General features: G+C 63.6%; 22 protein-coding genes, 1 tRNA gene, 1 pseudogene and 1 riboswitch. Of the genes and pseudogenes, 11 read left to right on the top strand and 13 right to left on the bottom strand.

What is annotated here, in order from left to right:
* The first annotated feature begins 13 nt into the window (after positions 1 to 13).
* A complete protein-coding gene (locus X756_RS141005; RefSeq protein WP_023700369.1) occupies positions 14 to 1,264 on the top strand; it encodes a peptidase M50 in 1,251 nt (416 codons plus the stop codon).
* A gap of 19 nt (positions 1,265 to 1,283) precedes the next feature.
* Here X756_RS141005 and lipB read toward each other — a convergent pair whose 3' ends face one another.
* Positions 1,284 to 2,027, bottom strand: coding sequence for a lipoyl(octanoyl) transferase LipB (gene lipB / locus X756_RS141010; protein ID WP_023731224.1), 744 nt, complete (start codon positions 2,025 to 2,027; stop codon positions 1,284 to 1,286).
* A gap of 256 nt (positions 2,028 to 2,283) precedes the next feature.
* Between lipB and X756_RS141015 the strand changes: the two genes are divergently transcribed.
* A tRNA-Leu gene (locus tag X756_RS141015) sits at positions 2,284 to 2,368 on the top strand.
* A 655-nt stretch (positions 2,369 to 3,023) separates the two neighbouring features.
* On the opposite strand, the gene X756_RS141020 is transcribed toward X756_RS141015, so the two are convergent.
* The gene (locus tag X756_RS141020) at positions 3,024 to 4,103 is read right to left on the bottom strand and encodes a histidine kinase dimerization/phosphoacceptor domain -containing protein (protein ID WP_023731223.1); all 1,080 of its coding nucleotides are present in this window, start codon (positions 4,101 to 4,103) and stop codon (positions 3,024 to 3,026) included.
* A gap of 397 nt (positions 4,104 to 4,500) precedes the next feature.
* Here X756_RS141020 and X756_RS141025 point away from each other — a divergent pair, with 397 nt between their 5' ends.
* Positions 4,501 to 5,433, top strand: coding sequence for a TauD/TfdA family dioxygenase (locus X756_RS141025; protein ID WP_023727685.1), 933 nt, complete (start codon positions 4,501 to 4,503; stop codon positions 5,431 to 5,433).
* A gap of 27 nt (positions 5,434 to 5,460) precedes the next feature.
* Here X756_RS141025 and sucD read toward each other — a convergent pair whose 3' ends face one another.
* The 5 genes from sucD to X756_RS141050 all read right to left on the bottom strand — a co-directional run bounded on the left by sucD (position 5,461) and on the right by X756_RS141050 (position 10,565).
* The gene (sucD, locus tag X756_RS141030; protein WP_023670795.1) at positions 5,461 to 6,360 is read right to left on the bottom strand and encodes a succinate--CoA ligase subunit alpha; all 900 of its coding nucleotides are present in this window, start codon (positions 6,358 to 6,360) and stop codon (positions 5,461 to 5,463) included.
* Between the two features lie 14 nt (positions 6,361 to 6,374).
* Complete coding sequence (locus X756_RS141035) at positions 6,375 to 7,559, bottom strand: malate--CoA ligase subunit beta (protein ID WP_023731222.1); 1,185 nt, start codon at positions 7,557 to 7,559, stop codon at positions 6,375 to 6,377.
* 18 nt (positions 7,560 to 7,577) lie between these two features.
* Entirely contained in the window at positions 7,578 to 8,552 is a 975-nt protein-coding gene (locus X756_RS141040) for a CoA ester lyase (RefSeq protein WP_023731221.1), read from the bottom strand.
* A gap of 10 nt (positions 8,553 to 8,562) precedes the next feature.
* Positions 8,563 to 9,753 carry an aminotransferase class V-fold PLP-dependent enzyme gene (locus X756_RS141045; protein ID WP_023731220.1) on the bottom strand — a complete coding sequence of 397 codons (1,191 nt, stop codon included), beginning with the start codon at positions 9,751 to 9,753 and terminating at the stop codon, positions 8,563 to 8,565.
* Positions 9,754 to 9,899: 146 nt separating this feature from the next.
* Positions 9,900 to 10,565 (bottom strand): response regulator transcription factor, encoded by a 666-nt coding sequence (locus X756_RS141050; protein WP_023670791.1) that lies wholly within the window; start codon positions 10,563 to 10,565, stop codon positions 9,900 to 9,902.
* Between the two features lie 266 nt (positions 10,566 to 10,831).
* On the opposite strand from X756_RS141050, the gene mgtE reads away from it, so the two are divergent.
* Together mgtE and X756_RS141060 are read left to right on the top strand one after the other, a co-directional pair.
* A complete protein-coding gene (gene mgtE, locus X756_RS141055) occupies positions 10,832 to 12,250 on the top strand; it encodes a magnesium transporter (RefSeq protein ID WP_023670790.1) in 1,419 nt (472 codons plus the stop codon).
* Between the two features lie 157 nt (positions 12,251 to 12,407).
* The gene (locus X756_RS141060) at positions 12,408 to 12,794 is read left to right on the top strand and encodes a MerR family DNA-binding transcriptional regulator (protein WP_006203215.1); all 387 of its coding nucleotides are present in this window, start codon (positions 12,408 to 12,410) and stop codon (positions 12,792 to 12,794) included.
* Positions 12,795 to 13,095: 301 nt separating this feature from the next.
* On the opposite strand, the gene X756_RS141065 is transcribed toward X756_RS141060, so the two are convergent.
* A complete protein-coding gene (locus X756_RS141065; RefSeq protein ID WP_050589304.1) occupies positions 13,096 to 13,602 on the bottom strand; it encodes an isoprenylcysteine carboxylmethyltransferase family protein in 507 nt (168 codons plus the stop codon).
* Positions 13,599 to 14,609 (bottom strand): DUF1624 domain-containing protein, encoded by a 1,011-nt coding sequence (locus X756_RS141070; RefSeq protein WP_023731218.1) that lies wholly within the window; start codon positions 14,607 to 14,609, stop codon positions 13,599 to 13,601. The genes X756_RS141065 and X756_RS141070 overlap by 4 nt, the downstream gene beginning before the upstream one ends.
* 232 nt (positions 14,610 to 14,841) lie before the next feature.
* Between X756_RS141070 and X756_RS141075 the strand changes: the two genes are divergently transcribed.
* Entirely contained in the window at positions 14,842 to 16,041 is a 1,200-nt protein-coding gene (locus tag X756_RS141075; RefSeq protein ID WP_023731217.1) for an MFS transporter, read from the top strand.
* Between the two features lie 7 nt (positions 16,042 to 16,048).
* Here X756_RS141075 and X756_RS141080 read toward each other — a convergent pair whose 3' ends face one another.
* Positions 16,049 to 17,224: an aromatic ring-hydroxylating dioxygenase subunit alpha gene (locus tag X756_RS141080; RefSeq protein WP_023731216.1), complete on the bottom strand. Its 1,176-nt coding sequence runs from the start codon at positions 17,222 to 17,224 to the stop codon at positions 16,049 to 16,051.
* A 135-nt stretch (positions 17,225 to 17,359) separates the two neighbouring features.
* On the opposite strand from X756_RS141080, the gene X756_RS141085 reads away from it, so the two are divergent.
* From X756_RS141085 to cobO, 5 genes are all read left to right on the top strand, one after another.
* Entirely contained in the window at positions 17,360 to 18,052 is a 693-nt protein-coding gene (locus X756_RS141085) for a gamma-glutamylcyclotransferase (protein ID WP_027050266.1), read from the top strand.
* A gap of 67 nt (positions 18,053 to 18,119) precedes the next feature.
* Positions 18,120 to 18,316, top strand: a riboswitch (cobalamin riboswitch).
* A gap of 35 nt (positions 18,317 to 18,351) precedes the next feature.
* Entirely contained in the window at positions 18,352 to 18,531 is a 180-nt protein-coding gene (locus X756_RS141090; RefSeq protein ID WP_023670784.1) for a CbtB domain-containing protein, read from the top strand.
* 15 nt (positions 18,532 to 18,546) lie between these two features.
* Complete coding sequence (locus X756_RS141095) at positions 18,547 to 19,350, top strand: CbtA family protein (protein ID WP_023731214.1); 804 nt, start codon at positions 18,547 to 18,549, stop codon at positions 19,348 to 19,350.
* Positions 19,343 to 19,855 (top strand): bifunctional adenosylcobinamide kinase/adenosylcobinamide-phosphate guanylyltransferase, encoded by a 513-nt coding sequence (gene cobU / locus X756_RS141100; RefSeq protein ID WP_023731213.1) that lies wholly within the window; start codon positions 19,343 to 19,345, stop codon positions 19,853 to 19,855. The genes X756_RS141095 and cobU overlap by 8 nt, the downstream gene beginning before the upstream one ends.
* On the top strand, positions 19,855 to 20,469 hold the full coding sequence (gene cobO, locus X756_RS141105; protein ID WP_023731212.1) for a cob(I)yrinic acid a,c-diamide adenosyltransferase: 615 nt from the start codon (positions 19,855 to 19,857) through the stop codon (positions 20,467 to 20,469). The genes cobU and cobO overlap by 1 nt, the downstream gene beginning before the upstream one ends.
* Before the next feature lie 78 nt (positions 20,470 to 20,547).
* On the opposite strand, the pseudogene X756_RS01000000165975 reads toward cobO, so the two are convergent.
* The 3 genes and pseudogenes from X756_RS01000000165975 to X756_RS0135285 form a co-directional block, all read right to left on the bottom strand.
* Positions 20,548 to 22,414 (bottom strand): annotated as a pseudogene (locus X756_RS01000000165975) (heavy metal translocating P-type ATPase); the annotation flags it as partial.
* On the bottom strand, positions 22,411 to 22,908 hold the full coding sequence (locus X756_RS141110; RefSeq protein WP_023731209.1) for a FixH family protein: 498 nt from the start codon (positions 22,906 to 22,908) through the stop codon (positions 22,411 to 22,413). The pseudogene X756_RS01000000165975 and the gene X756_RS141110, both read right to left, overlap by 4 nt.
* Positions 22,905 to 23,172 (bottom strand): FixG Ig-like domain-containing protein (locus tag X756_RS0135285; protein WP_280806620.1); only part of this gene is annotated, 268 nt, incomplete at its 5' end. The genes X756_RS141110 and X756_RS0135285, both read right to left, overlap by 4 nt.

Genomic DNA, 23,172 nt, shown 5'->3' with positions numbered 1-23,172 from the left:
GCAAAAACCTCAGGTGTCGCCGATCGTGACGGCCCTTCTCGTGGCCGGTAATCTCGGACTGATTTTCCTTCTGATGACCGCGCCGCTCGGTTTGCGCACGGTGCGGCTGAGCCGCGTGGTTGCGGTGGACCGGCAGCGCCTCTGGCAGGCGCTGTGGCCGCTCGGCAGCGATGCCGGCTGGTCCGGCGAGATACTCTCGGCCCAGCCGCTGGACGGGCAGGGCACGGCCCGCATCCTGCTGTCCTGGGAGGGCCGGGACGGCCAGCCGATCGAGCGAAGGTCGCGCTTCGAGGACGTCGTCGAAGGCAGTCGTTTTTCGATGCGGGTCATCGAGGATACCGCGCTCGACGCGTCGTTCTGGAAGGATTTTTATGAGACCACCGAACTCACCTCGGAAGGTGCCGGCACGCGGGTGACGCTCAGTCAGACCGATCGCTATCGCGGCGTCGCCTTCCTGGTGTTCCGCTACTTCGCCATGCGCCGCGAGCTCGGCAAGCTGGAGATCTGGGCGAGGACCGGACAGTATCGCAAGGGCGGCTGGTTCGAGCATCCGCTGAGCCAGGTCGGTTTCGCCGTTCTGTCGGCTTTCATCCTTTGGCCGTTCTTCGGGCTCAATCTCGGCGGCCTGGCGCTGGCCGCGATCCTGACCTCGGTGGTTGCCCTGCATGAGCTCGGCCACATGGCGGCCTTTCGGCTAACCGGTCATCGCAAGGCGCGGATGATCTTTATCCCGCTGCTCGGCGGCATCGCCATTGGCGGCCGGCCTTATGACAGCCGCTTCGAGGTCGCCTTCGTGGCGCTGATGGGCGCTGGTTTTTCCGCGTTCCTGGTACCGCTGCTGATCGTCGCCAGCGGGCTCGCATCCGGCGAGGGACATCGGCTCGCCGCGGCCCTTCTGGCGACGCTTGCCGGCTTTGCCGCGCTGTTCAACATCGCCAATCTGGTGCCGGTGTGGAAATTCGACGGCGGTCAGGTGCTGCGCCAGATCTGCCCGGGGCCGGTCGCCCTGGCGCTCGCCTCGTTTTCCCTGCTCTCGGCCTTGCTATGGCTTGGCTGGCTGGCCGGCTTTTCCCAAAGCTTTCTGCTGGTGGCGGGCGCCGTCTTTGCCATCCTCAGCCTGATGACAGTGGGTAGCGGGGTAAAACCGCGCCACGAATTGAAGCCGATCCGCATCTTCGACCGTTTCGCCATGGCCGGCGCGCTGCTGGCCGTCTTCGCCATTCACGGTTTCGGGCTGTTGTGGGCCTCGGCGCGGTTGCTTTGAGCGTTGGTCGAGGCGAGACTCAGCCGGCCTTGCGAGCCGGTTCTGCAGAAGTTGACTCCGCTGCCCCGAAAACATCCTCGAAGGCGGATTTCAGCGCCAGGTCGAAATCGCCCATGGTCACGGGCAGGCCGAGGTCGACGAGGCTGGTGACACCGTGATCCGGCACGCCGCATGGCACGATGCCGCTGAAATGGCTGAGATCCGGCTCGACATTGACGGCGATGCCATGAAAGCTCACCCAGCGCCGCAGCCGGATGCCGATGGCCGCGATCTTGTCTTCAGCCGGCGAGCCGTCGGGCAGGGACGGGCGCTCGGGCCGCACCACCCAGACGCCGACGCGGTCCTCGCGGCGTTCGCCGCGTACATTGAAGGCGGCAAGCGTGCCGATGATCCACTGCTCGAGCGCGGCGACGAAGGCGCGCACATCCTCACGCCGGCGCTTCAGGTCAAGCATGACATAGGCAACCCGCTGCCCCGGCCCGTGATAGGTGTATTCGCCGCCGCGTCCGGCGGCAAAGACCGGGAAACGGTCGGGGTCGATTAGGTCCTCGATGCGGGCGCTGGTGCCGGCGGTGTAAAGCGGCGGATGCTCGACCAGCCAGACCATCTCGGCGGCTGCACCCGCGCGGATCGCCTCGGCGCGCGCTTCCATCAGGGCCAGCGCATCGGTGTAGCCGGTCAGGCCGGGCTCGATGCGCCATTCGACCGGCGTCGAACCCGGCAAGGGCAGGAACGACGTGGCGATCTGGCTGCGTTCGGTCATGGCTTTTTCGTTTTTCGCGTGATGCACGCCGGCTTGGCGAAACCGCCTTGCGCTCTGGGGCCAAATGCATTTGCCCTTCATATGGCGGTATCCGGCTGAAACGTCCAGTTCGCCGTCCTTTGCGCGTACCACAGGACGCGCGGCGCTGTAGAGGCCGATATGCCAATTCGCGGCGATTATTGCGCGCGGCGCCCTTGTTTCGCCGGAAACGATTTGCTACACGCCGCGAGCCGGTTCGTTCCGGCTCCTACCACGGGCGGTCGTGGCGGAATTGGTAGACGCGCAGCGTTGAGGTCGCTGTGGGGCAACCCGTGGAAGTTCGAGTCTTCTCGACCGCACCAGTTATTTTTCGGCCATTTAATCGTTGCGACTTCAGGCTGTCGAGGCCGAATCATCGCTTTGGCGATTGAACCGGCCGCTGCAGAGTTGCAACAGGAGTTTGCAGAAACTGCAACGCGAACACGTTAGCTCGCGCTGCCAGCCTCCTGCACCGGGTGGCGGGGCAGGGGACGGCTTTCTGGGCGACCTAAGCGGCGCGTCGTTGAGGGAAATGGAGACCCGGACGGGCTCGACGAGGGTCAACGGCCGTCACGACGGTGTGGTGGTGATCGCAATAGACGCGATCCGGCGACGTTGGCCCGGCACAAAAACGGTAGCCACCGGGTACCGAGCGGTCTTCGCTCACCGGGAAGCGGCACTGGTTGAGGCCTAGCTGAATGAGGGGGACGTCTCTAGACGCTGGTCTGATATTTTCATGCATGATGGTTTTCAGTTTCCTGGTTCATAGCCATTGCCGGCAGACGGCCGCGGTGCGACCCGCTGGAGCGAGCTTCTCTCGTTTTGGAGGGCTGTGGACCACATATGGTGCTGATCGCACCGTCAAAGAAGCCCGGCGCCCCGCTTCTGCAGCCAAATCGTTTGCGACTTAAGGCCACACCCGCGAGCGCCCGAAAGCACCTGTCCGGCCGGGATTTGCCGGCGCGCCGTTGCATAGCCTCAGTCCGTCGCCGCCGATCGCTTGAAGACGATGGTGACCTTGGTTCCCTCGCCGGCACTCGACTTGACGTCGAATTGCGCCTTGGCATTTTCGGTCAGCGACCGCGCGATCAGGGAGCCGAGCTTGCCGGGCCTGGGCCAGGTCTCACCCGTCGGCAGACCGATCCCATCATCGGCGACAGTCACCCGGCAACCATCGCCGCTGACGACGCTGTGCAGCGTGATCGTGCCGCCATCGCGCCCGACGAATGCATGTTTGAGAGCGTTGGTCAGCAACTCATTGACGACCAGGCCTGTCGGCATGGCAACGTTGATGGATACCGGATAGGTATCCACCTTAAGGTCGAGGCGGATACCTTCGACTGCGTGCGACGCCATGACGGCGGACGCGATCTGGCTGAGATACACGCCAAGATCCACCTCATCCTTCTGCTGGTCAGCCGACAATGTCTGGTAGAGGATTGCCAATGCGTCTACCCGGCCGGCAAGCCTTTCGAAACGCTTCTGGTCCGGTTCGGTGGCGTTGCGGGTTTCCATCCGGATCAAAGCGGTGATCATCTGCAGATTGTTTTTCACCCGATGCTGCAGTTCGCGCAACAGGGTGTCCTTCTCCCGGATGAGCTCCTCCGCGGGTCGCGCGTCCTCGGTCTCACCGTGTGCCGTGACGTCGACAAGCGCCACCAGCCGGAAGCAGAGCTTGCCGTTGTCGTCCTCGATAACGTTGGAATAAACGTCGACGATTGCCGGCTTGTCCTCGCCGCGCTCGAGGCGAAATGTGCCGACGAAATCGGTGTCTTCAACGACAGCCTCGGCGAGCGGCCTGTCCTTCTGCCGATGAAGCCCCCTGCCGGAAAGGGCCGCCCAGTTTTCCCGCGCAAGCTTCGGCGCCTTGAGGTCCGAGAGCTTCTCGAATTCGGGATTGGCGTAGACGACACGTTCCTTCGCGATCAATTCCGAGACGGCGATCGCGATCGGCATCTGGTCGAGAAATTTCTTGAACTGGTCGCTTTCCAGCGCGGTGGCGAGGTCAGGCGTATCGAGCAATTGCTCGACAGCGTCAGCCTTATCGGAGTCTGTCATCTCGGCGCCTGCGTGATGCGTGGAAGCCATCAATATCAGGCATGCAATTCACCCGCCATCTCCAATATCGAAGGGGATACGACAGCGTCACTGGTGCGGGCCGCGTCGCGCAGCGCTCCACCGCCTGCCGCTCACGAACGAATTGGACAGAAGGCATTTTTCTCAGGGCCGCCGAACTTTGAAAAGAAATGTCTATGGAATTTGTAGAATTACGCTTTGAATGGGATCTCGGTACTGCTCGCAAGCCTTGGCGGCCTTCGCCTCCTGAGCTGAGATCAGTGCTCTCGTTACTAAGCAAGTCGGCTCCCGATGAGGGAGTTGCTCCGCCGATCGCTGTGCGGCCGGCAGACGGCGGAGCATTGCCAGCAGCCCCGCGGCTTTAGAGGAAGAGGTTCCCATGACCAGACTTACCCCCGTAGAGCAGATCATCCCGGATGCCGATATTGTCCCGCTTACCGGACGCGTCGGCGCAGAGATCAGGAACATTCGGCTCTCCGGCGACCTGCCGCAGCAGACGGTCGCGGCGATCAACCAGATCCTGTTGCGGCACAAGGTGGTGTTCTTCCGCGACCAGGCGCATCTCGACGATGCCGGGCAGGAGCGCTTTGCCCAGCGTCTCGGCGACCTCGTCCCGCATCCGACGCAAGGTCCCGTCAAGGGAACGGCGTCCATTCTCGAACTCGATTCCAGCCGTGGCGGCGGTCGCGCCGACCAATGGCATACCGATGTCACCTTCGTCGACGCCTATCCGAAATTCTCCGTTCTTCGCGGCGTCGTCATACCGCCGGCCGGCGGCGACACCATCTGGTCGAACACCGCGGCCGCCTATCAGGACCTGCCCGAGCCGTTGAAGCTGCTGGCCGACAATCTCTGGGCGGTGCACAGCAACGCCTACGATTACGCCGCGGTGCGGCCGCGTGCGAGTGCTGCGGAAAAGAAGCACTTCGAGGAAATCTTCACCTCGACGATCTACGAGACCGAGCATCCCGTTGTCCGCGTCCATCCCGAAACAGGCGAGCGCTCGCTGCTGCTCGGCAATTTCGTGCAACGGCTGATCGGTCTTTCCAAAAGCGATTCGGCGAAGCTCTACGAGGTGTTCCAGTCCTATGTCACGGCGCCGGAGAACACCGTGCGCTGGCGCTGGAAGGCCGGCGATGTGGCGATCTGGGATAACCGCGCGACGCAGCACTACGCCGTCAACGATTACGGCGACCAGCACCGGGTGGTCCGTCGCGCCACGGTCGACGGCGACATTCCGGTCAGCGTCGACGGCCGCCGCAGCGCCACCCGCACCAAGGTCGCGAAGCCGGCAGCCGACAAGGCGGCATGAGGCGCGGTCGAACGCGAAGGCCGCTGTTCAGGCGGCCTTCTTCATACGTGACAGCGTATCGGCGACCACCTCACCAAACGAGGACGGCGTCGGCACGATGATCACACCGGCCTCCTTCAGGATTTCGACCTTTTCCTGCGCCGACTCGCCGAAGGCCGAGATGATGGCGCCGGCGTGGCCCATGCGGCGGCCTTTGGGGGCGGAGAGGCCGGCGATGTAGGCGATCAGGGGCTTGCGCATATTATCGCGCGCCCAGATCGCGGCTTCGGCTTCCTGCGGTCCGCCGATCTCGCCGATCATCACCACCGCGTCGGTGTCGTCATCCTGTTCGAACAGTTTCAGCATGTCCTTGAAGGACGAGCCGTTGATCGGGTCGCCGCCAATGCCGACGCTGGTCGAGACGCCGATGCCGAGCGACTTCATCTGCGACGCCGCCTCGTAGCCCAGGGTTCCCGAGCGGCCGACAATGCCGACGCGGCCAGGCAGATAGATGCTGCCGGGCATGATGCCCATCAGCGCCTGTCCAGGCGTGATGACCCCGGCGCAGTTCGGCCCGATCAGCCGCATGCGGTCCTCGTAGCGGTAGCGCAGCATGTAGCGCTTGACCTGCATCATGTCCTGCGACGGGATGCCGTCGGTGATGCAGACGCAGAGTTTAATGCCGGCGTCCGCCGCTTCCATGATCGAATCGGCGGCAAAGGGCGGCGGCACGAAGACGATGCTGGCCTCCGCGCGGGTCTCGCGCACCGCGCCCTTGACCGTGTTGAAGACGGGCAGGCCAAGATGCTTCTGGCCGCCTTTGCCGGGGGTGACGCCGCCGACCAGCTTGGTGCCGTAGCGCTTCATGTCCTCGGCATGAAAACTGCCGATCTTGCCGGTGAACCCCTGGACGATGACGCGGGTGCTGCGGTTGAGCAGGATTGCCATTTTCTCGACCTCCCTCAGGCTGCTTTTTTCTTGGTGGCCGCGCGCCAGGCGGCGACGGCTTTTTCGGCGGCTTCGGCCAGCGTGTCGGCAACGATCACCGCCTCGCCGGAATCGGCCAGGATGCGGCGACCCTCCTCGGCCCTGGTGCCGGAGAGACGGACCACCAGCGGCACGTTGACGCCGACCTCGCGTATCGCCTTGATGACGCCTTCGGCGACCCAGTCGCAGCGGTTGATGCCGGCAAAGATGTTGACCAGGATGGTCTCGACATTCTTGTCGCCGAGCACGGCGCGGAAGGATTTCGCCACCCGCTCCGGCGAGGCGCCGCCACCGATGTCGAGGAAGTTGGCCGGTTCGCCGCCGGCGATCTTGATCATGTCCATGGTCGCCATGGCGAGCCCTGCGCCATTGATGATGCAGCCGATGTTGCCGTCGAGGCCGACATAGGAGAGGCCGCGATCGCTGGCGAAGGTTTCGCGCGGATCTTCCTGGCTTTTGTCGCGCAGCTCGGAGATTTCCGGCCGTCGGAACAACGCGTTCTCGTCGAACGACATCTTGGCGTCGAGCGCGATCAAATTGCCGTCGCGGGTCACCACCAGCGGATTGATCTCCAGCATCGAGGCGTCGTAGTCGCGGAACACCTGATAGCAGGCGAAAATGGTTTCGGTCGCCTTGCCGATCAGATTGTGGTCGAGGCCGAGCCCGAAGGCGATCTCGCGCGCCTGAAACCGTTGCATGCCGACGCCAGGATCGACCGATGTGCGCAGGATGGAGTTCGGCGCCTTTTCGACGATGTCCTCGATCTCCATGCCGCCGGCAGCCGAAGCCACGATCATGACGCGCTCTTCCTTGCGGTCGAGGACGAAGCCGACATAGAGCTCCTGCGCTATGTCGACGGCTTCCTCGAGATAGAGGCGCGAAATCAGCTTGCCGCGCGGGCCGGTCTGCTGTGTCACCAGCTTGCGGCCGAGCATGCCCTCGGCCGCGCTGGAAATCTCCTCGTCATTGGCGCACAGCTTGATGCCGCCGGCCTTGCCGCGGGCGCCGGAATGCACCTGCGCCTTCAGCACCCATTTGGCGCCGCCGATCTCGCGGGCCCTGTAGGTCGCCTGCTCGGGGCTGTAGGCCAGCCCGCCGCGCGGCACATGCACGCCGTGGCGTGCCAGCAGTTCCTTGGCCTGATATTCGTGGATGTCCATTTTGTCCTCCCTGAACGGTCAATGCGTGGCGACGCGCGGCTCGCTAGAGAATTGGCTGGCCCGTTCGATTGCCTCGTTGACCACCAGAACATTGCGCGCCATGCGTTCCGACGCTGCGTCGATCATCTTGCCGTCGAGTGCGGCCGCTCCCTTGCCCTGCGCCTCCGCCTCCCTCAGCACTTCGAGGATTCGCCTGGCACGGGTCACCTCTTTTTCCGGTGGAGAGAATACGCCGTTGGCGAGCGCGATCTGCGAGGGATGGATTGCCCATTTGCCTTCGATACCGAGGGCCGCCGCGCGCCTGGCCCCGGCGACGTAGCCCTCCGGATCGGAGAAGTCGCCGAACGGTCCGTCAATGGCGCGCAAGCCATAGGCGCGGCAGGCGACGGTCATCCGCGACAGAGCGAAATGCCACTGATCGCCGGGATAGTCGGGGTTGAGGCCGCCGATGTTGACCGTGCGCGCCTTGCAGCTTGCCGCATAGTCGGCGACGCCGAAATGCATGGCTTCCAGCCGGCCGGGTGTCGCGGCAATCGCCTCGACATTGGCCATGCCGAGCGCGGTCTCGATCAGCGCTTCGAGGCCGACGCGGGTCCTGAAACCCTTTGCCATCTCGATCTGGTTGACCATGGCCTCGACCATGTAGAGGTCAGCCGGCACGCCGACCTTCGGCACCAAAATGGTGTCCAGCCGGTCACCGGCCTGTTCCATGACGTCGACCACGTCGCGATACATGTAATGGGTGTCGAGGCCGTTGATGCGCACCGAGACGGTCTTGCCCTTGGCGCGCCAGTCGATGTCGTTGAGCGCCTGGATGATGTTCTTGCGGGCGCGCTCCTTGTCGGGTGGGGCAACGGCGTCCTCGATGTCGAGGAAGATGAAGTCGGCGGCGCTGTTCGCCGCCTTGTCGATCATTTCCGGGCTGGAGCCTGGAACCGCCAGCTCGCTGCGCTGCAGCCGTAATTTCTTGAGGTGGTTGATGGTGTGGCTCATTGTCGGCTCCTCAGGCGGCTTCGGCGACCGGCACGGCGGCCGAGGCGCGGAAGTGCTGGATGGCGGCGCCGACGCCGGAGCCGGGCGCCAGCCGTACGCCGCAGTCGAGCAGCGCCATTTCGGCGGCCGAGAGCGAGGCCAGCACCATCACCTCGTTCAGCCAGCCGAGATGGCCGATGCGGAAGACCTTGCCGATCACCTTGTTGAGGCCGCCGCCGAGCGCGGTCTGGTATTTCTGGTAGGCGCGCTTGACCACATCGCCGCTGTCGACGCCGTCCGGCACCAGGATGGCGCTGACGGTGTCGGAGTGCCATTTAGGCGTCTTGGCGCAGAGCTTCAGGCCCCAGGCGTCGACCGCCTTGCGCACGCCTTCGGCGAGGCGATGGTGACGGGCGAAGATGTTTTCCAGCCCTTCCTCGGCGATCAGGTCGAGCGAGGCGCGCAGGCCGCGCAGCAGCTGAGTAGCCGGCGTATAAGGGAAATAGCCGGCGTCGTTGGCGCGGATCATATCTTCGAAGGAGAAGAAACAGCGGCGGTGGGTGGCGCTCCGCGAGGCCACCAGCGCCTTCTTGCTGACGGAGAGGAAACCGAGGCCGGCGGGCAGCATGAAACCCTTCTGCGAGCCGCTGACCGCGCAATCGACGCCCCATTCCTCCTGGCGAAAGTCGATCGAGCCGATCGACGAGACGCCGTCGACGAAGAGCAAAGCAGGGTGGTTGGCGTCATCGAGCGCGGCGCGGCAGCCGGCGACGTCGCTGGTCACGCCGGTCGCGGTCTCGTTTTGGGTGCAGAAGACTGCCTTGATGCGGTGCGCCTTGTCGGCCCTGAGCCGCTCGGCATAGAGCTCGAGCGGCACGCCGGTTCCCCATTCGCAGTCGATGACATCGACCTCGAAGCCGAGCCGTTCGGCCATGTCGACCCACAGATGCGAGAACTGGCCGAAGCGCGACATCAGCACGCGGTCACCGGGGCTGAGCACATTGGTCATCGCCGCTTCCCAGGCGCCGGTGCCGGAGGAGGGATAGATGAAGACGCGGCCGGTCTCGTTCTTGAACACCGTCTTGATGTCTTCGAACAGCGGTAGCGTGAGATCGGGGAAGGATGCTGCACGCATGTCCTCCATCGGCAGGTTCATCGCCTGGCGGACCTGTTCGGGAATGTTGGTCGGTCCGGGAATGAAAAGATGGGTGAAACCGGCCATGTCGCGAACTCCTCCTGATCCAGCAAAGCGGTGATGGGGAGTTTCGTTTCGACGGCTAATGGCAACAACACCTCAAGAGGTAACATCTTGCCGCGCGCGGGTGGGGGTTGCCTACCCGGGTGACCTACCCGCGGCTCATCGCTTTCCTACCCGAACGGCTGCTTCTGGGTACGCCGCTCGCGCGCATAGAGCGCGACGGCCATCGCCCGGTTGCGGACGTCGAGCTTGTCGTAGAGATTCTTGAGGTGATACTTCACCGTGTTCTCGGAAATCCCCGTACGCGTCGCGATCTGCAAATTGGTCCAGCCGTCGGACAGCACGGCCAGCAGTTCGCGCTCGCGCACGGTGAGCAGCGACAAGGGCGTGTCGTTGACCTTATTGATGTCGATGTAGGGGATGCAGATGCGTCCATGCGCGACGGCCAGGATGGTCTCGAAGATGATCGCTGGATCGTCGAACTGGAAGCAGTAGCCCTGGGCGCCGAGGCGCACGCACTGCTTCAGGATGCCGATGTCGTGGTCGTTGGAAAACACCGCGATGCGCACGCCGAGCTTGCGGCTGTGAACCTCGGCCAGCACATCGGCGCCGTCCATGTCGGCAAGCTTCCACCCGATGATTGCGACGTCGAATTCGCCTTCCGCTGCCAACTCAAGAAAATGCCTGCCGCTTTGCACGCAGGCCAGGAGCTCGAAGCGCCCGTCGCAGTCCAGCATGTCGCGCAGCGCCGATATCACGAGCGGATTGCGTTCGGCCACGACCACGCGCACGCGCCGTTCCTCGATTGCTTTCTGCGTCTGCGACCTGATCTTCAAGGGCTTCCGGCTGTTCTGGTTGTCGCCTGGGCGGGTCCGGCCTTTGCCTGAACCTGCATCATGACAATTCTGCCCCAACCGTGCTGGGGTGCTCTTTCCCCAGCGACATGCGCTGTCGCGCCGCCTGAATCCTGGGCGGCGTCATATCCTGATGAAATCGCTCTCGCCCATATGCAGGGCGGGGCGCATTTCGTTTGATATTACCGTGCGTTGCGCGCTAGACCTGACAGGCACCTTTTCCGAAATTCCCATGGCGGGAGCCGCTGGTGGAACGCCAGGACGACCACACGACCGGCGCCAAAGCCGCTGACGATGCCCACGCCGACATCTATGGCGAGGACGGCGCCGTTCTGTCATCATTCCTCGCCCAGATCGGGGCGGCGATCGCCGATCGCGATACGCTGACGCTGAAGCGCGAAGTCGACGACCTGCACCAGTCGGAACTTGGCGATCTGCTCGAGGCCCTGCACCCCGAACAGCGTCGCGCCCTTGTCGAACTGCTCGGCGCCGACTTCGACTTCTCGTCGCTGACCGAGGTCGACGAGGCGATCCGCCGCGATATCGTCGACAATATGCCCAATGAGCAAATTGCCCAGGGCATGCAGGACCTCGATTCCGACGACGCGGTCTACATTCTCGAAGACCTTGAAAAGGAAGACCAGGACGAGATCCTGTCGCAGCTGCCGTTCACCGAGCGGATCAGGCTGCGCCGCTCGCTCGACTACCCGGAAGAGACCGCCGGTCGCCGCATGCAGACCGAATTTGTCGCCGTGCCGCCGTTCTGGACCATAGGCCAGACCATCGACTACATGCGCGAAGACAAGAACCTGCCCGAGCGCTTCAGCCAGATCTTCGTCATCGATCCAAGCTTCAAGTTGCTCGGCGCCATCGACCTCGACCAGATCCTGCGCACCAAGCGCACGACCAAGGTCGGAGACGTGATGCACGAGACGAGGCACGCCATTCCGGCAACCATGGACCAGGAAGAGGCGGCGCGGGACTTCGAGCAATACGATCTTCTGTCCGCCGCCGTCGTCGACGAGAACGAGCGGCTGGTCGGCGTGCTGACCATCGACGACGTCGTCGACGTCATCCAGCAGGAGGCCGAGGAAGATCTGCTGCGCATGGGCGGCGTCGGCGACGAAGAGCTGTCCGACAGCATTCTTTCGACCTCGCGCTCGCGCGTTCCCTGGCTGCTGGTCAACCTGTTGACGGCGTTCCTGGCGGCATCGGTGATCGGCTTGTTCGACCGCACCATCGAGCATATTGTGGCACTGGCCGTGCTGATGCCGATCGTGGCCGGCATGGGCGGCAATGCCGGCTCGCAGACCATGACCGTCACGGTGCGCGCGCTGGCGACCAGGGATCTCGACATCTACAATGCCGGCCGCATCATCCGCCGCGAAATGGGCGTGGGTTCCATCAACGGCATCATCTTCGCCGTGCTGATCGGCATCGTCGCGGCCGTCTGGTTCCGCGATGCCAATCTGGGCGGCATCATAGCGGCGGCGATGATCATCAACATGTTCGTGGCAGCCCTTGCCGGTATCCTGATCCCGCTATTGCTCGACCGGTTCAAGATCGACCCGGCGGTGGCGTCGGCGGTTTTCGTCACCACCGTCACCGACGTCGTTGGCTTCTTTGCCTTCCTCGGGCTGGCCACCTGGTGGTTCGCTATCCCTTGAGAAAGAGGCGTTGCGGGTTCAATTGACTTTTACGTAAATGTGGTGCGAGGCTTGCGCGGGGTTCCATGCCGAGTCCGGCTTGGAACGGGGTTGATCGGAATGCGTTGGAAATCCCGGGCGACCGGCGTTTTCCGATGTTCCGACATTTGGAGCAAAGATGCGGGAATATTATTCGATCACCGAACTGACCCGCGAATTCGACGTGTCGACGCGGACGCTGCGCTTCTACGAGGATGAGGGGCTGGTGCAACCGGTGCGGCGTGGCCGCACAAGGCTGTTTCGTCCGTCGGACCGGCATCTGATCCGTCAGATCATGCGCGGGAAACGGCTCGGTTTCTCGATCAACGAGATCCGCGAAATCATCCAGATGTATAAGGAACCGCCCGGCGAGGTCGGTCAACTCAAGCTGATGATCAAGCGCATCGAGGAGAAGCGCGAGGATTTGCGCCAGAAGCGGCGCGATCTCGAGGAGACGCTGGCGGAGCTCGACCAGGCTGAGGAGTCATGTGTTGAGCGGCTGGTGGAGCTGGGGGTTAATACCTGAGCGGACCCTCGAGCGTTTGCGCGCCCGTCGCAAACGTTCGCGATTAGCCGGAGCCCTTCCGCACTTCGTCATTCTAGGGCGAAGCAGGAGCGAAGCTCCATCGCGGAGACCCTAGAATCCATTCCGTGACATCGGTCGTGGAGTGCAGCGGTAGCGAATTCTGGACCATAGCAACGCTCTGGAGTCGCGGCATGGATCCTCGGGTCTGTGCTGCGTCGCTACGCTCCTTGCTCCGCCCGTGGATGACGAAGAGACGGATGCGCCAGCTAATCGCCAAGGTATACACCCCTGCCACGTCGCCTCAGATCCAGCGCCTGACCCGCTTCGCATAGTCGCGGTACTTCTTGCCGAATTTGGCGAACAGCACCTTCTCCTCGCTCTCGATGGCGACCTTCTGCGTTGCAAATGCCGCGATCAAAGCCAGCGGCAGGAACCATACGATCCCCGAGACGAAGGCAACGCCGATCAAAAGCAGCGTGTTGGCCAGATACATCGGGTTGCGCGTGACGCCGAACGGGCCAGACGTCACCAGATGCTCCGGCACGCCATTGGGGTTCATCGTCGTTTTGGCCCGGATCATGGTGCGGATAGCGGTGAACCAGAGGGCTGCGACGGCAAACAGCACCACAAAGCCGGCGGCAAACAAAAGGTCGCCCAAGAGGTCGCCGATCCAGGGCAGCGGATAGAACAGGCCGAGCACGATGCTGATGGCGATGGCGGCGATGTAGATCACCGGCGGCCACGGGATCAGCCGTGGTCTCGGTAGATCGGGTTTTGCCAGCCGGGGTTTTGCCAGCTTGTCAGTCATTGTTGCCCTCCCTGCGTCATCGGACTCTCCTCCGTCCTTGCGGTGCAGATGCCGGCGAGTTCACCGAGATGCGCTTTGAACTCCGGGGTCTGGTCGCCATTGTAGAGCCGGTCGAATGCCGCTTCGCTTTGCAGCGTGTCCAGCATGCACACACAATAGCTGGTGCAGAACTCCGTGTCGCGCTGCTGTTCGCAAGATACCTGGCATTCCTTGAGGAAGATCACTTCCCTTGTTTCGACGGGCGCCGGCGCAATCTGCGAGAACAGCCAGACGCAGCCGAACAGCAGCGGCTGGTGGATCAGGTAGAAAGCCAGGCTGTGGCGGCCGATGAAGGTGAGCGGCCTGGTCCAGCTTCCTGATCCCAGCGTGGCCAGCCGCGCCAGCAGGCCAGTGGTGGACGCAAACTTTGCCGCGGCGATGCCGAGAAGCACGGCGCCGAACCAGGGAAACAGCGGCACGTAATCATTGGAGCGCGGGTTGATCGCCGACAGGCCGACCCACCACAGCGCCGGATGATCGAAGGCTTCGGATCGGAGATAGAGGGGGACTGCGATCACCACCGCCGCCACGACCAGCGTCAGCCAGGAAGGCAGCCGCAGAAACAAAAGGCCGAGCAAGCTGGCCAGCGCGACCTGATGCAGGATGCCGAAGAAGATGAAGCTGTCCGGCGTGATGAAGTACGTGACCGCCGATATAGCGGCGGCCGCGACGGCGACCATGGCAAAACGTTTCCAGAAGCCGGTCCAGCGGATCTGCCTGCCATGAGCGAGAAACAGGCTGACGCCGACCAGGAACAGGAAGGTCGAGGCGATGCAGCGCGCATAGATCTTCCACCAGCCGACGGCGGTGAGGCCGGGGTCGGTGTAGTGGAAATTTTCGAGATCCCAGGTGAAGTGGTAGCTCGCCATGGCGATCAGCGCGATGCCGCGTACGACATCGATGGCGACGATGCGCTTCGGTTGATCTCGCTTCAGTTGATCTCCAGGGGGTGCGGTATGGATGCTCATGGTCTCGCGATCTGATTCAGCCCCAAAGACGACTATCACGGTTGCACCGGACAAAAGAAGGCCGCCCTCTACGCTCCGGGTCATGCCGTGCAGCTGCATCGGGCGGCGCTTTAGGCCAGAGCCGGAAAGCCTTTGGCCGAATTTGCTTTTTGCCGGGAAGGGGTCGGTTTCCTGTTACCGGCGGAGGAAGCGCCAGCGCAGATTTGGGCTGCGAGTCTGATTTGGGGATCAAATGTCCACCCATGTGCGCCATCCGATCTGGCTTCCGGCCCTGCGTCCGGCGGATGGGCGCACCTTCGCCTCGCTCTATGCGGTCGAATCCTTCGCCCGCGCCACGGTATCGAGCGTCATCCCGATCCAGGCCTATGAGATTCTGCACAACGAGCAGATCGTCTCGATCCTCTACACCATCGTGGCGCTGCTCGGCCTGTCGGTGACCTTGTTCATGCCGATGTTGATCCGCAGGTTTGCCCGGCGCTGGGTCTATACCGCCGGCGCCTGCCTGCTGGCGATAGGCTCGCTGTTCTTCGTCACCCACACGCTTGCCGGGCAACTGACAGGCATGCTGTGCCGCGTCATGGGGGCGAGCGCGCTGTCGATCACGCTCAACCTCTACATCATGGATCACATCCGCAAGACCGATTTCATGCATGCCGAATCGCTGCGCATGGCGTGGTCGATGCTGGCCTGGACCGGCGGGCCGACACTCGGCATCTTCCTCTACACACGCTACGGCATCTATGCCGCGCATGGCGCGGTCGCGGTGTTTGCGTTGGCCTTGCTGGCGCTGTTCTGGACCTACAGGCTGGGCGACAACCGGTCGATCCGGCCGGGCAAGACACGGCCGGCCAATCCGCTGGCCAATATCGGCCGCTTCGTAGCACAACCCAGGCTCAGGCTGGCCTGGCTGATCGCCTTCGGCCGCTCCTGCTTCTGGACGACGTTCTTCGTCTACGGGCCGCTGTTCATGGTGATTACCGGCGAGGGCAAGCTTGCCGGCGGCCTGCTGGTTTCGGCCGGCAATGCGCTGTTGTTCATGGCGATCTTCTGGGGCAAAGCGGGAAAACGCTTCGGCGGCCGGCGCACCATGACCTTCGCCTATTTCGCGATGTCGGCGACGCTGCTTGCGGCGGGCGCGGTCGGCACTACCGCGCCGCTGCTTACGGGCTTTTTCCTGCTCTGCGGCGCCTTCTTCACCATCGCGCTCGATGCACTGGGCTCGACCGCCTTCATGCGCTCGGTGCGGTCCTATGAGCGGGCGCAGATGGCCGCGGTCTACCGCACCTATCTCGACTTTTCCGAACTGACGCCGCCGCTGGTTTATTCGGTGGTGCTGGCGTTTTTCGGCCTCGGCTCGGTGTTCGTGACGCTGGGCATTCTGGCCGCGGTTTGCGGCTTTATCACCTGGCGCTATCTGCCGAAGTCGCTTTAGTCGCCGATCAGGCGGTTGCCTCAAGTGCAGCATGCCGCTCGCGCACCCAGTTGTGGAAGCGGTGCAGATCATACTCCTCCGGCATCAGCACGCCGGCCCGGTGCCGCATCGAGCGCAGGCCTTTCTGGTTGATCTCGCAGATCGCGGCATCCTCCTCCAGCACCTGGGTGCCGAAGGCGACGACATTGTCGACGTCGGTCTCAGCCAGCGCCTCGGGCGCGAACAGCCATTCGGCGGTCAGCTCGGTCTGGTCCGGGCCGAGCGGCACCAGCCGCACCGTTCTGATATAGTCGACATGGCCAACGATGAACATCGAGGGCAGGTTGGTGGCATAGGTCTGTCCGGCCGCGCGCTCGGCCGCCGTCAGACCCGGGAAGACCGGGCCATGGGCATGTCCGTCGCGCGACCAGGTCTCGGCGCCGGCGCGCAGGCGACCCGAAAACTCCGGCGCGTCATTGTCGGCATGGCGGACCCAGTCGGGGTCGTCGTGCCGGCTCATCAGGCCGCGGCCGTATATCGGCACCAGCCGAGACAGGTCCTTGTGGACGCCCGGGCAATGCAGGCACTCGTTGAAGTTTTCCCAGAAGATCTTCCAGTTGCAGTTCATCACCTTGCGCAGGACATGGCCTGATACCAGCGTTTCCAGCGGCCAGTTGGCGAGGTCGCCGGATGCGGGATCGAAGGAGGTCCCGGCGGAGCCGGCCGCAGCCTGCTGAAGGTTCACAAAGACAAAGCCGCGCCACACCGACAGCGCCACCCGGTAGAGCGGATGATCTGCCTTGTCGAAACCATCTGGCAGCGATTTCGAGGGAACGCGCACGAGATCGCCGCGCAGCGAGTAGGACCAGGCGTGGTAGGGGCACGTGATGAGCCGCGCTTTCAGCCGGCCCTCGCTTTTCTGGCAAAGCTGCGAGCCGCGATGCCGGCAAGTGTTGTGGAAGGCGCGCAACTCGCCGGTCTCGTCCCGCAGAATGACGATTTCCTGCGTGCCGACGCGGAATGTCCGGAACGCCAGCGGCTGGGCGAGGTCGGCCTCGCGGCAGACGAGCAGCCAGCTTTTGTGCCAGATGGCGTCGAGATCGCGCTGGTAAGCCTCGCTATCCCAATAGGCCGACGACGGTAGCGTCGGTTCGGCCCGGCTCAGGCCGTTATAGGGGTCGCGCTCGCTCGGGCTGGGATGCATGGCTGGCTTCCTATGAAGCGTCAGCCGACACCCCGGCAAATCGTTTGTCAATCAGAGTGCCGCATTGCCGGTTGCAGGCGCGGCGCATAATCATGTCGTGGACACGGGACATTCGGAAATTGGGGGGATTCGGAAGTGGCCGCACGACAGATGTCGCTTACGCCGGAGCTGGTCGCGCGCTGCTGGCGCGAGATCAGGGACCCCGGGCCGGATCCGGACGCGATGCATCTCGATGAAGCCGACTATGACGCGCTGCTGGATGAATTGCAGGTCGAACTCCCGGACAGCGAACCGCTATGGCTGTTCGGCTATGGATCGCTGATCTGGAAACCGGAAATAGATTATGTCGAGGACCGCGTTGCGCTGGCGCGCGGCTGGCATCGGTCCTTTTGCATGAACATGACGCGCTGGCGCGGCACCAAGGACAGCCCCGGCCTGATGATGGCGCTGGACCGTGGCGGACAATGCAAGGGCGTCGCCTTTCGGCTGACCGGCAATAACCGGCGCGAGCAGTTGGGCCGGCTTTTCCGGCGCGAAGTCACGCTGAAGCCGACAAGCTACCGGCCGCGCATGCTCAAGCTTGCAAGCGAGGCCGGACCGCTCAGGGCATTGGCCTTCGTCATCAACCGCAACGGCCTGACCTATTCCGGACCGCTCGACGAGGGCAAGGTCGTCGAAAGGCTGGCAACGTCCTGCGGGCACTGGGGGTCGGGCGCCGACTATCTCTACAACACGGTGAAAAACCTTGAAGAGCGCGGCATTCACGATCGCCATCTGTGGCGGCTGCAGCGGCTGGTTGCCGAGCGGATCACCGCGTTGAACCCGTAACGCCGCATGGCGCATTCGCGCTGTTGGCCGGCGGAATTTGGTTTGCCGGATGCGACCGTTTCAGCCTATAGTCATGCATGTCGTCGGTTCCGTTAGGGACCAAGAGGGAATGCGGTGAGGGCTGACTTGTTGCCCAATGCCATGGCTGCCCCCGCAACTGTGTGCGGTAGTCCTCTCCAAGCCACTGGGGATTTTTTCTTCGGGAAGGTGGGGAAGGGCGCTGATCCGCGAGCCAGGAGACCTGCCGGCGACAGGGAACTGACTTCGATGCCCTCGGGTGGAGGGCGAAAGGACAAGATATGAATACCGCTTCCGTCTCCCTCGGCGCTTCCGTCTCCTCGCAGTCGCGCTTCATGCAGCTCGTGCTTAGCGCGTTTCTGGGCATTTTCGTCGTCGGCGTTGTCGGTTTCTCGCACATCGATGCGGTCCACAATGCGGCGCACGACTATCGCCATTCGATGGCGTTTCCCTGCCACTGACGAGGATCTGACATCATGAACCTGTTTCGCAACGTCGTGTTCATCGCGGCGATCGCAGGGCTCGTGGCCGGTGTCGCTCTCGCCTGCATGCAGGCCTACGCCACCGTGCCGCTGATCCTCAAGGCGGAGGTCTACGAAAAGGCTGGTGGCGGCCATGAGCATCAGCATGCCGCGGCGCCCGCCGCCAACGCTGCGGACCCCGATGCCATGAGCACCGCCGCGCCGGCGGAAAATGCGGTGAGCAGCGCAGCACCGGCTGAAGCAGCCGCGCCGGCGGAGGACGAAGGCTGGGCGCCGGCCGACGGCTTCGAGCGTTTCGCCTTCAGTGTCGTCGCCAATATCGTCACCGGCATCGGCTTCGCGCTGGTCCTGGTGGCGGTTTCCGAGTTCGCCGGCGGCATCGGCAGCTGGCGCCAGGGCGTGTTCTGGGGTCTGGCGGGCTTTGCCGTGTTCACGCTGGCGCCGGGACTCGGCCTGCCGCCGGAACTGCCGGCAATGCCCGCGGCCGATCTCATACAGCGCCAGATCTGGTGGTGGGCAACGGTGGTGGCAACCGCGATCGGCCTTGCCCTTATTACCTTCCGCACGTCGGCGCCCCTGACCGTGCTCGCCGTCCTCCTGATCGTCGCCCCGCATATTGTCGGCGCGCCGCAGCCTGACAGTTTCGTAACGCCGATCCCGGAGGGCCTGCATCATCAGTTCGTGGTGGCGGTGACGCTGACCAATCTGGTGTTCTGGCTGGTGCTCGGCGCAGTTGTCGGCATAGTGCACTCGCGCTTCACCGGCACCGCGACCAGCCTGCGCGACAGCTTTGCCTGATCGCAGTTTGACCTTCATCATCGGCGGTGCGCGCTCCGGCAAGAGCGCGCATGCCGAAACTTTGGCGACGGCGTTGCCGCCGCCATGGGCCTATATCGCCACCGCGCAAGCCTATGACGGCGAAATGCGCGAGCGCATCGCGCAACACCGCTCGCGCCGCGGCGAGGGATGGGCGACCATCGATGCTCCGCTTGATCTTGCAGGTGCGCTCGAGGCATTGCCGGATAACCAGCCGGTGCTTGTCGACTGCCTGACGCTTTGGCTGACCAATCATATGCTGGCCGATCATGATCTAGAGGGGGAGTGCCGACGGCTGGCCGATGTGCTTTCGCGGCCGCGCGGACCGTGGTTCGTGGTCTCCAACGAAGTCGGACAAGGCATTGTGCCCGACAATGCGCTGGCACGCCGGTTCCGCGATGCCGCCGGCCGGCTCAACCAGCAGATCGCGGTGGTAGCTGATATGGTGCTTCTGATGGTGGCGGGGCTGCCGCTCAAGGTGAAATAATGACTGACATCGACGCAAAAGACGAAGAGCGCCATCGCGCCAAGATGGCCAAGCGCAAGGCGGTGCAGGACGCCGAGGTCGCGGAAAAGACGGTCGAGAAGGGGCTGCTGATCGTCAACACCGGACCCGGCAAGGGCAAGACCACGGCTGCCTTCGGGCTGGCGCTGCGCATGCTCGGCTATGGCAAGCGCGTCGGAATCGTCCAGTTCATCAAGGGCAAATGGCACACCGGCGAGAAGGATGCCTTCGCGGCGTTTGGCGGCCGCGTCGTCTGGCACACGATGGGCGAGGGTTTCACTTGGGAGACGCAGGATCTGAAGCGCGACATTGCGGCGGCCGAAGCCGCCTGGGCCAAGGCGCTGGAGCTGATCGCCGATCCCTCGATCAGCCTCGTCGTGCTGGACGAACTGAACATCGCGCTACGCTACGACTATCTCGATCTCGACCGAGTGGTGGCGGCGCTGAAAGCGCGGCGCGAAGGTCTGCATGTCGTCGTCACCGGCCGCAACGCCAAGCCGGCGCTGGTCGAGGCGGCGGATCTGGTGACGGAGATGGGCGTGACCAAGCATCATTTTTCGGCCGGCGTGAAGGCACAGCAGGGGATTGAGTTCTGAGGGGCTATCCTCACCTTTTACCCTCCCCCTTGTGGGGAGGGTCGATCCGCGAAGCGGATCGGGGTGGGGGTCCTCGTNCTCGGCGCAGGCTTTCGCGGTATCGCCCGACAGCATTTCCACGCACATACCAGCGTTGCGCAGTTGATCGATCGCTGCCCTGGTGTCGAGGCGTAGCGCATCTTCGAAAACGAAGGACGCGACAATCATGCCGTTTTTCGTCAGCACTGTTCCGCCGTAGCCATGTTTGCCTTCGCCGCCGGTTCGCGCCTTCCAACCAGCCCATCCGCGTCGACCCAGCCGCCAGGTGATACCGGCGGCGGTGGCTTCGATCCCGAAACCCGGGTGCTCGGTCACCGCGTCGAATTTGTGCTGGCTGCTGCTGACGGCAAAGCCGGCAATGGCCTTTGAATATGGATGACGCGAATGCGCGGCCAGGTCGGCAGCGATTGCCAGCATGGCGGGATCGATCGACGACGTGTTGACGAGCCTGGGCTGGCCAAGCGTGAGCGTGCCGGTCTTGTCGAACACGGCTGTATCGATCGCTGCCAGGCGCTCCATGGCCGAGCCGTCCTTGACCATGATGCCATTCTCAAACAGGCGCCGCGCGGCGACCACCTGAACGATTGGGACGGCGAGGCCAAGCGCGCAGGGGCATGTGATGATGAGAACAGCGATGGCAATCGTCATCGCCCGATGCCAGTCGCCGGTCGCCGCCATCCAGCCCAGGAAGGTTGCCAAGGCGGTGAGATGAACCACGGGCGCGTAGAGTGCCGACACGCGGTCGGCGATACGGCGATATCGGGCGCGACCACCTTCGGCGGCCTCCATCAACCGAACCATTTCCGCCAGGAACGAATCCTTGGCGGCCGCTGTCGCCTCAATCGTCAGCGGACCGGTGAGGTTGAGGACCCCGGCCTGCACGGTGTCTTCCGGCGCCACGCTACTGGGCGTGCTCTCGCCGGAGACCAGGGAGCAGTCGACGTCCGATGTCCCGCGCGCGATCTTGCCATCGACGGGGATCCTTTCGCCGGCGGCGATCAGCAACATCATGCCCGGTTCGATCTCGCCCACCGGCAGATAGTCCCGAGCGCCATCGCCGCGCAGCACCATGGCACCGCGTGCGGCCAATTGTGACAGGCTCTTCACAGCGGTGCGGGCGCGTTCGCGCATCACGTGATCGAGCGTGCGGCCGATCAACAGGAAGAACAGCAGCGATACCGACGCGTCGAAATAGGCGTGGTCGCCATGGGTGATCGTCTCATAGAGGCTCATGNAGGAAGAACAGCAGCGATACCGACGCGTCGAAATAGGCGTGGTCGCCATGGGTGATCGTCTCATAGAGGCTCATGGCGTAGGCCAGCGACACGCCGACGGCGATCGGCACGTCCATGTTCATGCGGCCGTGGCGCAGCGCAGTCCAGGCCGACCGGAAGAAGATGCCGCCGGCAAAGGCGAGGGCGGGAATGGCGATGAGCGCCGAGACCCAGTGGAACAAATCGCGGGTGGCGCCTTCGGCGCCGGACCAGACCGATACCGAGAGCAGCATGATGTTGCCCGCCGCAAAGCCGGCAACGGCGACGGCGCGGATGAGCTCCGATAACGTCCTGTCCTTCGCATCGGTGTCGGCTTCGAACAGATGTGCCTGGTAGCCCAGGCGCCCGAGCACTGCGACCAATGGTGGAACCTCATCGCCGCGCCACTGGACCGAGACCCGCTTCGTTGAAAGGTTGACGCGGGCGGCCTGGACGTGATTGAGCTTTCCCAACGCCGTCTCTATGGTCTGGATGCAGGCGCCGCAGTGAACGGTCGGCACCGAAAGGTCGGTCTGATGAAGGTCGTCGCCAAGCGATCGGCTCGCCAGCCTGATTTCCTGGCTGGAGGGCAGGACCGAGGTGCCGCTGACAAGATCCAGCGCGACTTCCGCGCTCGGTGCACAGCAGCTCATTTTAGCGCTCCATTGGAAATCATGACCCTGCGCACGTCGCGATAAGGTCTTGCCAGGCCGGCATCGGCGTCTATTTCGATGATCCAGACACCATCCCTTGGCACGTGTGGTGCTGCAAACTCCTGGCCAGAGACCAGGGCGAGCGTGACGGACTCATCCTCTTTCTCGTAAGCCGGATGGCGAAACAGCACCTTCACGCCATGCAGGGAAACCGGTTTGCCCGCGGCGTCGATGATGCAATAGCGGACTTCGCCCCATGCGATGGTCAACTGGCCGGTCCAGCCAAGCGCTGCCTGCGCACGGCCTTCCTCGGCCTTCTTGTTGAATTGTTGGCTCGCCACATAGGTATTTTCGACGACAAGGCCGGTCCAGCTTGTGTTGGCAAGCGTCGCCATCGTCAGATTGACCGCGATGACCACGCCGAAAAAGGCAAGGATGGTGGCCAACATGTGCCTGCCGGTGAACTCGCGGGGGTTTCGCGTGGTGGCGTTCATCTGGCGATCTCCGGCGAGTTGAAGGTGGCGGTGTATTCGTTGGACTCGAAGCTGACCTTGTCTTCGACCCGGAATGTGAAGGTCTGCGCCTGGCCATGAATCTGGTCGGCGGGCAGGCGCACGAAAACCTTCAGCATCTTCAGCCGGTCGGGTTCGACCTGGACTGCAAAGGAGCGATCGGCGGGGAGATCGACGCCAACGATGCTCATCTCCGCGCCTGGCAAACCCCCGAGGGTGACGATAATCGTTCTCGGTTCGGGGATC

Source organism: Mesorhizobium sp. LNJC405B00 (assembly GCF_000502615.1).
GTDB lineage: Bacteria > Pseudomonadota > Alphaproteobacteria > Rhizobiales > Rhizobiaceae > Mesorhizobium.
Note: the sequence above shows the minus strand (reverse complement) of the source record. Positions and strands in the feature narration are given on the sequence as shown.